The organism is Kitasatospora sp. NPDC088742 (assembly GCF_055584905.1).
In genome coordinates, this window is record NZ_JBVJLD010000094.1 from 1 (window position 1) to 9,126 (window position 9,126).

A 9,126-nucleotide genomic window follows, 5' to 3' on the forward strand; every position below is an offset into this window, starting at 1 on the left:
GGCGACTTCGTGCCGTTCCGCCCGAGCCCGCCGCAGGCGGCTTCGTGCCGTTCCGCCCGAGCCCGCCGCAGGCGGCTTCGTGCCGTTCCGCCCGAGCCCGCCGCAGGCGGCTTCGTGCCGTTCCGCCCGAGCCCGCCGCAGGCGCGGGGCGGGGGTGTCGGTGGGGTGCGGGAGAATGGGCGGCATGAGTCTGTTCCGGGACGACGGCATCGTCCTCCGTACCCAGAAGCTGGGCGAGGCCGACCGGATCATCACGTTGTTGACGCGTCAGCACGGGAAGGTCCGGGCGGTGGCTCGGGGGATTCGGAAGACGAAGTCGAAGTTCGGGGCGCGGCTGGAGCCGTTCTCGCACGTGGACGTGCAGTTCTTCAGCCGTGGGTCGGATCTGATCGGCCGTGGGCTGCCGCTCTGCACCCAGGTGGAGACCATCGCCCCGTACGGCGGGCGGATCGTCACCGACTACTCCCGCTACACCGCCGGCACCGCGATGCTGGAGACCGCCGAGCGCTTCGCCGAGAACGAGGGCCAGCCCGCCGTGCAGCAGTACCTGCTGCTGGTCGGCGCCCTGCGGACGCTCGCCTCGGGGGAGCACGAGCCCCACCTGGTGCTGGACGCGTTCCTGCTCCGCTCCCTGGCCGTCAACGGCTACGGCGCCAGCTTCACCGACTGCGCTAAGTGCGGACTCCCCGGCCCCAACAGGTTCTTCTCGCTGCAGGCGGGCGGGGTGCTCTGCGGTGACTGCCGCGTGCCGGGAAGTGCCGTACCCTCCCCTGAGACACTGGTACTGCTCGGCGCGCTGCTGTCAGGGGACTGGCAGACGGCGGACAACAGTGAGCCGAGGTACTGGCGGGAGGGCAGCGGTCTGGTCGCCGCGTACCTCCAGTGGCACCTGGAGCGGGGAATCCGCTCGATGAGATACGTGGAGAAGTGAGCATGGCAGCGCGACGGCTCTTCGGCAGCAAGCAGCGTGAGTACCTCCCGCCGACCCCTCACCCGAGCGGCGCCGTGCCGCCGAAGCTCCCGGGCGAGCTGGTGCCGGCCCACGTCGCGATCGTGATGGACGGGAACGGCCGCTGGGCCAAGGAGCGCGGGCTGCCGCGGACCGAGGGGCACAAGGTCGGCGAGTCGGTGGTGCTGGACGTGCTCAAGGGCGCGATCGAGCTGGGCGTGAAGAACGTCTCGCTGTACGCCTTCTCCACCGAGAACTGGAAGCGCTCCCCGGACGAGGTGAAGTTCCTGATGAACTTCAACCGGGACGTGATCCGCCGCCGCCGGGACGAGATGAGCGAGATGGGCGTCCGGATCCGCTGGGCCGGGCGGATGCCGAAGCTGTGGAAGAGCGTCGTCCAGGAGCTCCAGGTCGCGGAGGAGATGACCAAGGAGAACGACGCCGTCACCCTCTACATGTGCGTCAACTACGGCGGCCGGGCCGAGGTCGCCGACGCGGCCGCCGCCATCGGCCGGGACGTCGCCGCGGGGAAGCTCGACCCGTCGAAGATCAACGAGAAGACCCTCGCCAAGTACATGTACCACCCGGACATGCCGGACGTGGACCTCTTCCTGCGCCCCAGCGGGGAGCAGCGCACCTCCAACTTCCTGCTCTGGCAGAGCGCCTACGCCGAGCTGGTGTTCCAGGACGTGCTCTGGCCGGACTTCGACCGCCGCGACCTGTGGCGCGCCTGCGAGCAGTACGCGATGCGCGACCGCCGCTTCGGCGGCGCGCTGCCCAACGAGCTCGCCGCCGAGGTCCCGCCGCAGCGCTGACGGACCGGCAGACGCCGAGAGGGCCCGTACGGATCACGTCCGTACGGGCCCTCTCCGCGTCTGGCGCTCCGTCAGGCGGTGGCCTTGGCGGCGCAGCTGGCGCAGGTGCCGAAGATCTCCAGGGTGTGCGCGATGTCGCTGTACCCGTGCTCGGCCGCGATCGAGTTGGCCCAGCGCTCGACGGCGGGGCCCTCCACCTCGACGGTGGAGCCGCAGGAGCGGCAGACCAGGTGGTGGTGGTGTCCGCTGCTGCAGCGGCGGTAGACCGCCTCGCCGTCGGCGGTGCGCAGCACGTCCACCTCGCCGGCGTCGGCCAGCGACTGGAGGGTGCGGTAGACGGTGGTGAGCCCGACCGAGTCGCCCCGGTGCTTGAGGAGGTCGTGCAGCTCCTGGGCGCTGCGGAAGTCCTCGACCTCGTCCAGGGCAGCCCAGACGGCGGCTCGCTGCCGGGTCGATCGGGCGCGCGACGGGCCTGCGGTGGTCACCGTGGGTCCTCCAGGGAGTGTGGGCGTCTGGCACCTCATTGTGCCAGTCCCCGACTGGTGACCGAATCCTCGGTGCGGGACTCCTCGGGCTGGTGGGTCTCCTGGGGCTGGTGGGGGTCGGAGGGGCGGGCCTGACCGGGCAGCCTGACCTCGCAGACCTCGGGCCCGGTGTCCGGGGCGGCCCGGTGGCGGCGCCGGGCCAGCGGTGCGGCCAGTGCGCTGAAGACCGCGAAGACCACGATGGCCAGCAGCACGATGGCCGGGCCGGAGGGCAGGTCGGCCTCGTAGGAGCCGGCCACGCCGGCCACCGCGACGGCCACGCCGACGCCGATCGAGGCGGCCTGGGTCATCGCGAACGAGCGGGTGAGCTGCTGCGCGGCGACCACCGGGACGACCATCAGCGCGGAGACCAGCAGCAGGCCGACCACCCGCATCGCCACCGTGACGGTGACGGCGGCCATCACCGCGAGCAGCAGGTTGAGCGCCCGCACCGGCAGGCCGGTGACCCGGGCGAACTCCTCGTCCTGGCAGATCGCGAAGAGCTGGCGGCGCAGGCCGATGGTGACCGCGATCACCACCGCGCCCAGCGCGGTGATGGTGAGCAGGTCGGTGGGGGAGACGGTGAGGATGGAGCCCCAGAGGTAGCTCTCCAGGCTGCCGTTCCCGGACTGCGAGCTCTTGCTGACCAGCAGCTTGCCGCAGGCCATGCCGCCGTAGAAGAGCATCGCCAGCGCGATGTCGCCGCGCTGGTTGCCGCGCGAGCGGACCACCTCCATGACCACGGCGCCGAGCACGCAGACCAGCACGGCCATCCAGACCGGGCTGGTCTGGAAGAAGAAGCCGAGGCCGACTCCGGTGAGCGCGACGTGGCCCATGCCGTCGCCCATCAGCGCCTGCCGCCGCTGCACCAGGTAGATGCCGACGGCGGGGGCGGTGATGCCGACCAGCACGGCGGCGATCAGCGCGCGCTGCATGAAGTCGTAGCTGAGCATCTCGGTCATGTGAGCAGTCCAGGGGTCGTCAGGTGCGCGTCCTCGTGCGGATGGACGTGATCGTGGCCGGGGAGCGCGTGCTGTCCGGTGCTGGGGATCGGCGGGCCGTCGTAGGAGACGCAGCCGTCGCGGAGCACCACCGTGCGGTCGATCAGCGGCTCCAGCGGGCCGAGTTCGTGCAGCACCAGCAGCACGGAGGCGCCGCGTTCGACCTCGGTGCGCAGGGTGTCGGCGAGCACCTGCTGGCTCTCCAGGTCCACCCCGGCCATCGGCTCGTCCATGATGAGGAGTTCGGGCGTGCCGACCAGCGCGCGGGCGATCAGCACCCGCTGGTGCTGGCCGCCGGAGAGCCCGGCCACGCCGTCGCCGGCCCGGTCCGTCATCCCGACGGCGGCCAGCGCGCGGTCGACCGCCTCCCGGTCCCGGCGGCGGAACGGCAGCAGCCCGTGCTTGGGCAGCCGCCCGGTGGAGACCACCTCGCGGACGGTGGCGGGCACCCCGCTGGCGGCGGTGGTGCGCTGCGGCACGTAGCCGATCCGGTGCCAGTCGCGGAAGCCGGCGAACGGGGTGCCGAACAGCTCCAGGGAGCCCCGCTCCAGCGGGACGGCGCCGATCACCGACTTGACGGTGGTGGACTTGCCGGAGCCGTTGGCCCCGAGCAGCGCGACCACCTCGCCGGGCCGGACGTCGAGGTCCACCCCGCGCAGGACGGGGCGGCCGCCGAGCGAGGCGACGGCGTCGCGCAGGCGCACTGAACTCATGGTGATGCGGTGTCCCGTCAGCTCTGGATGCCGAAGGCGGCCTGGAGGTTGTGCAGGTTCTGCTTCATGACGGAGAGGTAGTTCTCCTTGGAGGGGTCCTTGATGCCCTCCAGCGGGTCGAGCACGGCGGTCTTCAGGCCCAGGTCCTTGGCGACCGTCTCGGCCAGCTTGGGGCTGACCAGGGTCTCGAAGAAGATGGTGGAGACGCCGTGCTCCTTGGCCTCCCGCTGGATCTCGGCGAGCTTGGCCGGGGTCGGCTCGGACTCCGGGTCCACGCCGTTGATGGCCAGCTGGTTGATCCCGTAGGCGTCGGCGAGGTAGCCGAAGGCGGCGTGGCTGGTGACGAAGGACTTCCCCTTGGCGTCCTTCAGGCCGTCCTTGAACTCCTTGTCCAACGCGGCGAGTTCGGCCACCACCCGGTCGGTGTTGGTCTGGTAGTCGGCGGCGTGGGACGGGTCGGCCTTGGCCAGCTCGGCGCCGACGTTCTTGGCCACGGCGGCGTAGCGGTTCGGGTCGAGCCAGATGTGCGGGTCGCCGGCCGCGCCGGAGTGGTCGTGCCCGTCGTCCTCGGCGTGGCCCTCGGGGAGGTGGTGGCCGGTCAGCGGGGAGGCGGCGGTGGCGTCGACCACGTGCTTGGAGTCGCTCTGCGCCACGGCCTTGTCCACGGTGGGCTGCAAGCCCTTGAGGTAGAGGACGGCGTCGGCGCCCTTCACCTTGGCGACCTGCTTGGCCGTCAGCTCCAGGTCGTGCGGCTCGACGCCGGCGGCGGTGAGGTCGGTCACCTTCACGTGCTGCCCACCGATCTGCTCGGCGAGGTACTGCATCGGGTAGAACGACGCGACCACGTCGAGCTTGCCCTTGCCGTCCTCGGCACTGCTGGCTCCGCCGCAGGCGGAGAGGAGGAGGGCCGCGGTGGCTGCGGTGGCGGTCAGGGCTATCGAGGTGGTCCGGCGGCGCGACTTCATGACAACCATTCTCAACTTAGGTGGAAATGATTGTCAACTCACTCAACTGTCCGACCGTCCGATGGTCCGTTCGACACACGGTGTGCGGGCGAATACCGATTTGAACCGTCCATGGGGCCGCCCGGTAACCTCTGCTGGTATTCGGGTACGTGCAACCAGCCGTGCCCTGACCGTGCCGTCACGCCCGTGGCGTCGTACTGAAGAGAGCACTGTGGCCGCCGACAAGATCGACACGATCGTCAGCCTGAGCAAGCGCCGAGGCTTCGTCTACCCCTGCAGCGAGATCTACGGCGGTACCCGTGCCGCCTGGGACTACGGGCCGCTGGGCGTGGAGCTCAAGGAGAACATCAAGCGCCAGTGGTGGCGTTCGATGGTCACCGCTCGGGAGGACGTCGTCGGTCTCGACTCGTCGGTGATCCTGGCCCGCGAGGTCTGGGAGGCCTCGGGCCACGTCGCCACCTTCAACGACCCGCTGACCGAGTGCCTCTCCTGCCACAAGCGCTACCGCGCGGACCACCTGGAGGAGGCCTACGAGGCCAAGCACAACAAGCTCCCGGCCAACGGCCTGGCCGACATCAACTGTCCGAACTGCGGCAACAAGGGCGGCTTCACCGAGCCCAAGGAGTTCTCGGGCATGCTGAAGACGCACCTCGGTGTCACCGAGGACGCGTCCGGCCTGGCCTACCTGCGCCCGGAGACCGCGCAGGGCATCTTCACCAACTTCAGCCAGGTGCAGGTGACTTCGCGCAAGAAGCCGCCGTTCGGCATCGCCCAGGTCGGCAAGAGCTTCCGCAACGAGATCACCCCGGGCAACTTCATCTTCCGGACCCGCGAGTTCGAGCAGATGGAGATGGAGTTCTTCGTCAAGCCGGGCGAGGACGAGACCTGGCACGAGTACTGGCTGCAGCAGCGCTGGGATTGGTACGTCGGCCTCGGCCTGCGCACCGAGAACATGCGCTTCTTCGAGCACCCGAAGGAGAAGCTCTCCCACTACGCCAAGCGCACGGTGGACATCGAGTACCGCTTCAACTTCGGCGGCAACGAGTTCTCCGAGCTGGAGGGCGTGGCCAACCGCACCGACTACGACCTCACCGTGCACAGCGAGGCCTCCGGCAAGGACCTGCGCTACTACGACCAGGAGGCGAACGAGCGGTACTTCCCGTTCGTCATCGAGCCGGCAGCCGGTCTGAACCGCGCCATGCTGGCCTTCCTGATCGACGCCTACTTCGAGGACGAGGCGCCGAACGCCAAGGGCGTCATGGAGAAGCGCGTCGGCATGCGGCTCGACCCGCGGCTGGCCCCGGTCAAGGTCGCGGTGCTCCCGCTCTCCCGCAACGCCGACCTCTCGCCGAAGGCGCGCGGCCTGGCCGCCGACCTGCGCACCGCGTGGAACGTCGAGTTCGACGACGCCGGCGCGATCGGCAAGCGCTACCGCCGCCAGGACGAGATCGGCACGCCGTTCTGCGTCACCGTCGACTTCGACACCCTCGAGGACAACGCGGTGACCATCCGCGAGCGTGACACCATGGCGCAGGAGCGCGTCTCGCTCGACCAGGTGAAGTCCTACCTGGGCGCCCGTCTGATCGGCTGCTGACGCACCGTCTGCCCGGGAACGGCCCCGTCGCCCTTGAGGGTGGCGGGGCCGTTCTCCGTCTCGGTGCGGAGACTCTCAGTGCAGCGGCAGGGCGAGCGCGCGCAGGGCGGCCACCGCGGCGCGGCGGCGGGGCTCGTCGAGGGCGGCGACCGCGGCGAGCAGGGCCCGGTAGCGCGGCGGGGAGGCGGTCAGTGCGGCGGCGTACTCGGCCAGGTCGGCGGGGGAGCGCAGCCGGGCCGCCTGGGTGGAGAGCTCGGCGGCCAGCGGCTCGTCCAACTCCAGGGCGGTGGCGGCCAGTTCGCCGGAGCGGCGGCCGGCGGCCTGGTGCAGCAGGCGGTGGGCGTCCTCGGACCGTCCGGCGGCGCGCAGCGCGATGGCCAGGGCGGCCAGTTCGGCGGGGGCGGCGGAGGCGCGTTCCCAGAGCAGGGTGAGCCCGTCGCCGGACAGCCCGTGGCGTTCCAAGGCGGCCAGCAGGGCCGGGAGTTGGGCATTGGCGTGGCCCCAGAGGGCATGGAAGAGGCCGGCCGCCGCCTCGGCCAGCCCGGCCCGGCGCAGCCCGGCCAGGGTGGCCGCCGCCTGCTCGGGGCTGCCGTGCACGGTGGCCCGGGCCAGATAGCCGGCGGCGCCGGCCGGGCCCTGGGTGTGCAGCAGTACGGCCAGCCGGGTCACGTCCTCCGGGGCCAGCAGGACGGCCGCCTGGGCGGTGACGGCGGCGGACTCCTGGGCCGCACCGCCCTGGTGCAGGGCGGTGATCCGGCCCGCCAGCGCGACCAGTTCGGGGCCGGTGCGCTGCGGTGGGGTCAAGGGTGCTGCCTGGTACGGCGGTTGGGGCTCGGGTGACCGGGGCTGCTCGGCGGCGGGCGCGCCAGCGAACCGGGCGCCGCGGGGGGTGGTGGTGGCGGGCGCCGGGGCGGGTGGAGCCTCGTCCTCCTGGTAGGCCCCGCCGAACCGTGCCCCGGTCGGCCGCCGCCGCGACTGCGCTCCGCTCACCGTCTTCGGTCCCCTCGGCTCGTCCGTGAACCGTCATCCTCCCTGCCGTACAAGGCAGTTGTGTTACGGCGGTGAGTCGGGCCGGTTTTCAGTCGGTGAGCCGGTGGCCGGGAGGGGCCGGAGGTCGAGGCCGGGCCGGGGACGGCGGCCCGGCCTCGCGGGGTGGTCAGGCGCCGAGCAGCAGGGCGGCGTCGACCACGCGGTGGGAGAAGCCCGTCTCGTTGTCGTACCAGCCGAAGATCTTCACCTGGCGGCCGTCCTCGCTGACGGTGGTCAGGCCGGCGTCGAAGATGACGGAGGCCGGGTCGCCGACGATGTCGCTGGAGACCAGCGGCGCCTCGCTGTACCGGAGAATACCGGCCAGCGAGCCCTCGGTGGCGGCCTTGGCGAAGGCGGCGTTGATCTCCTCGACCGTGGTCGGGCGCTCCACCCGGGCGGTCAGGTCGGTGATCGAGCCGACCGGGATCGGGACGCGCAGCGAGGTGCCGCCGAGCTTGCCCTGGAGCTCCGGCAGGACCAGGCCGATGGCCTTGGCCGCACCGGTGGAGGTCGGGACGATGTTGGTGGCGGCGGCGCGGGCGCGGCGGGCGTCCTTGTGCGGGCCGTCCTGGAGGTTCTGGTCCTGGGTGTAGGCGTGCACGGTGGTCATCAGGCCGTGCTCGATGCCCAGCGCCTCGTTCAGCACCTTGGCCAGCGGGGCCAGGCAGTTGGTGGTGCAGGAGGCGTTGGAGACGATGTGGTGGACCTCGGGGTCGTACTTGTCGTCGTTCACGCCGATCGCGAGGGTGAGGTCCTCGCCGTTGGCCGGGGCGGAGATGATCACCTTGCGGGCGCCGGCCTCGATGTGCGCGCGGGCCTTGGCGGCGTCGGTGAAGACACCGGTGGACTCGATCACCACGTCCACGCCCAGCTCGCCCCAGGGCAGGTTGCTCGGGTCCCGCTCGGCGAAGACCTTGATGGTCTGGCCGCCGATGACGATGTTGTCGCCCTCGGCCCGGACCTCCTCGGCCAGCTTGCCGAGGGAGCTGTCGTAGGTGAGCAGGTGGGCCAGGGTCTTCGCGTCGGTGAGGTCGTTGACGGCCACCACCTGAAGGTCGGCGCCACGCTCCAGCGCCGCCCGGACGAAGCCGCGGCCGATCCGACCGAAACCGTTGACCGCTACCTTGACTGCCATCTCGACTCCTCGTATTCCCGTGCTACGTACGTCAGTTGACGGAGCGCTGCCAGGCGTCTTCGGCTGGTAACCACTCTGAGGGGTTATTTCTGAGGGTGGTACGAGGGTAACCCACGGCCCCCTCGATAACCAGTCATACCGGTTATGAGGGCCGCTTGCGCACTATGCTGGCGAAATGGAGTTCGTCTTTGTCAGTGGTGACCCGGCCCTCGACCTGGTCGGCACCGTGCAGCGCCGCCGCGGCCTGGCGCTCGACCAGCTGGTGACCCCCGCCGACCTGGGACGTTGGGCCGTCGCGGCCGGGCTGGTCGACCAGCCGATGGCCGCCGACGCCGAGGACCTGGCGCACGCCGTCCGGCTCCGCGAGACGATCTTCCGGCTGGCGAGCGCCGCGGCCGCCT

The 9,126-nt window shown here is 71.1% G+C and carries 10 protein-coding genes; 4 read left to right on the forward strand and 6 right to left on the reverse strand.

Annotated features, from left to right (window positions below; translation table 11 throughout):
• Positions 1-184: 184 nt before the first annotated feature.
• Together recO and ACZ6ZR_RS38055 are read left to right on the forward strand one after the other, a co-directional pair.
• Positions 185-931, forward strand: a complete 747-nt coding sequence (recO, locus tag ACZ6ZR_RS38050; RefSeq protein WP_465650535.1) for a DNA repair protein RecO — start codon at positions 185-187, stop codon at positions 929-931.
• 2 nt (positions 932-933) lie between these two features.
• Complete coding sequence (locus ACZ6ZR_RS38055; protein WP_465650537.1) at positions 934-1,764, forward strand: isoprenyl transferase; 831 nt, start codon at positions 934-936, stop codon at positions 1,762-1,764.
• Positions 1,765-1,835: 71 nt separating this feature from the next.
• Here ACZ6ZR_RS38055 and ACZ6ZR_RS38060 read toward each other — a convergent pair whose 3' ends face one another.
• The 4 genes from ACZ6ZR_RS38060 to ACZ6ZR_RS38075 are packed head-to-tail and all read right to left on the reverse strand — an operon-like array spanning position 1,836 to position 4,967.
• The gene (locus ACZ6ZR_RS38060; RefSeq protein ID WP_345287663.1) at positions 1,836-2,249 is read right to left on the reverse strand and encodes a Fur family transcriptional regulator; all 414 of its coding nucleotides are present in this window, start codon (positions 2,247-2,249) and stop codon (positions 1,836-1,838) included.
• Between the two features lie 35 nt (positions 2,250-2,284).
• Positions 2,285-3,250, reverse strand: a complete 966-nt coding sequence (locus ACZ6ZR_RS38065) for a metal ABC transporter permease (RefSeq protein ID WP_465650539.1) — start codon at positions 3,248-3,250, stop codon at positions 2,285-2,287.
• Positions 3,247-4,002 carry a metal ABC transporter ATP-binding protein gene (locus tag ACZ6ZR_RS38070; protein WP_465650541.1) on the reverse strand — a complete coding sequence of 252 codons (756 nt, stop codon included), beginning with the start codon at positions 4,000-4,002 and terminating at the stop codon, positions 3,247-3,249. The genes ACZ6ZR_RS38065 and ACZ6ZR_RS38070 overlap by 4 nt, the downstream gene beginning before the upstream one ends.
• Positions 4,003-4,019: 17 nt before the next feature.
• Positions 4,020-4,967 (reverse strand): metal ABC transporter substrate-binding protein, encoded by a 948-nt coding sequence (locus ACZ6ZR_RS38075; RefSeq protein WP_465650543.1) that lies wholly within the window; start codon positions 4,965-4,967, stop codon positions 4,020-4,022.
• 211 nt (positions 4,968-5,178) lie between these two features.
• Between ACZ6ZR_RS38075 and ACZ6ZR_RS38080 the strand changes: the two genes are divergently transcribed.
• Positions 5,179-6,561, forward strand: coding sequence for a glycine--tRNA ligase (locus ACZ6ZR_RS38080; RefSeq protein ID WP_465650545.1), 1,383 nt, complete (start codon positions 5,179-5,181; stop codon positions 6,559-6,561).
• A gap of 75 nt (positions 6,562-6,636) precedes the next feature.
• Here the strand turns inward: ACZ6ZR_RS38080 and ACZ6ZR_RS38085 are convergent, their stop codons facing one another.
• Both ACZ6ZR_RS38085 and gap read right to left on the reverse strand, forming a co-directional pair.
• Positions 6,637-7,365, reverse strand: coding sequence for a hypothetical protein (locus ACZ6ZR_RS38085; protein WP_465650547.1), 729 nt, complete (start codon positions 7,363-7,365; stop codon positions 6,637-6,639).
• Between the two features lie 352 nt (positions 7,366-7,717).
• A complete protein-coding gene (gene gap, locus ACZ6ZR_RS38090) occupies positions 7,718-8,725 on the reverse strand; it encodes a type I glyceraldehyde-3-phosphate dehydrogenase (RefSeq protein ID WP_465650549.1) in 1,008 nt (335 codons plus the stop codon).
• A 175-nt stretch (positions 8,726-8,900) separates the two neighbouring features.
• Here gap and ACZ6ZR_RS38095 point away from each other — a divergent pair.
• Positions 8,901-9,126 (forward strand): ABATE domain-containing protein (locus ACZ6ZR_RS38095; protein WP_465650550.1); only part of this gene is annotated, 226 nt, incomplete at its 3' end.

What these genes read in the sequence shown, in the direction of transcription:
- recO (WP_465650535.1), top strand. Translation starts at nt 185, where the DNA reads ATGAGTCTGTTCCGGGACGACGGCATCGTCCTCCGTACCCAGAAGCTG.
- ACZ6ZR_RS38055 (WP_465650537.1), top strand. Translation starts at nt 934, where the DNA reads ATGGCAGCGCGACGGCTCTTCGGCAGCAAGCAGCGTGAGTACCTCCCG.
- ACZ6ZR_RS38065 (WP_465650539.1), bottom strand. Translation starts at nt 3,250, where the DNA reads ATGACCGAGATGCTCAGCTACGACTTCATGCAGCGCGCGCTGATCGCC.
- ACZ6ZR_RS38070 (WP_465650541.1), bottom strand. Translation starts at nt 4,002, where the DNA reads ATGAGTTCAGTGCGCCTGCGCGACGCCGTCGCCTCGCTCGGCGGCCGC.
- ACZ6ZR_RS38075 (WP_465650543.1), bottom strand. Translation starts at nt 4,967, where the DNA reads ATGAAGTCGCGCCGCCGGACCACCTCGATAGCCCTGACCGCCACCGCA.
- gap (WP_465650549.1), bottom strand. Translation starts at nt 8,725, where the DNA reads ATGGCAGTCAAGGTAGCGGTCAACGGTTTCGGTCGGATCGGCCGCGGC.